At 82.8% G+C, this 911-nt stretch carries 1 pseudogene; it reads right to left on the reverse strand.

What is annotated here, in order from left to right:
• Window positions 1-911: pseudogene (locus tag ABEA10_RS50350) on the reverse strand (hypothetical protein); the annotation flags it as partial.

Here is a 911-nt window from a genome sequence, read left to right on the forward strand (position 1 = left end):
CCGCGGGCGCCTTGGGCGGGACGCCGGGCCGCGGCGGCACCGGCCGCTGCGACGGTGCCGCCGGACCGCGGGGCGGCTGGGCCGGCTTGTCGGCCGGCCTCGGCGCGGGCTCCCGCGTGGGCGTCTGCGGAGACGCGTTCGCCGCGGGCGCCGCGGGCCGTCCCTCGCGCTGCGGCCCGGTCTCCTCGCCGTGTGAGCGGCCACGGGTCTGGCCGCCGGGCCGGGCGAAGGGGCCCGGCGGAGGCCCCTGAGAAGGTGCCCGCGGCGCGGTGGGCGCGGGCGCCTCGCCGGCGTCGGTACGCGGGCGCGGGCCGCGTGCGGGCCGGACGATCTCTTGGGTGCGGGCCTCGGCGGCCTCGTCGTCGGAGGTCCTCGAAGCCGTGTCCGCTTCGGGGGTGTCCGCCGGTTCGTCCTGGTCCTTCTCCGGTGCGTGCGACGCCGCCGGAGGCTCGCTCTCGGCCTGGCCACGGCCGGACCTGGCGTGCCGGCCACCCGGCACGAGCCGGATCACCGGCGCGGGCGGCCTGCCGTCGTCGGCGCGCTCGGCCTCGCCGGCGTCCGTGGTGTCCTCGACGGGACGCGGCTCCTCCTCGGCACCGGACTCGGGCCGCTCGGGGCCGGCGTGCCGTCCGCTCTTCGCCGCCGGCTCGGCGGGCGTCGGGGGAAGCGCACGCGGCGAGGAACCCGCCTCGCCGGAACCCGGCCGCGCCGGGCCGCCGGACTGCGCCGCCGGCAGCGACGAGTGTCCCGGCTCCGCGGACTCGCCGGGCCGGCCGGTGGCCGGCGGCGTCCCGGGACGGCCCAGGGCCGGAGGCACGCCGCGCGAGCCGAACGGATCGGGCCGCGACGGGGAGGGCGCGGGCGCCGCGGGCCGCGGGCCGGTGGCCCCGGCCGGGCGCTCGGGCTCGTGG

It is taken from the genome of Actinoallomurus oryzae (genome assembly GCF_039541955.1).
Classification (GTDB): domain Bacteria; phylum Actinomycetota; class Actinomycetes; order Streptosporangiales; family Streptosporangiaceae; genus Actinoallomurus; species Actinoallomurus oryzae.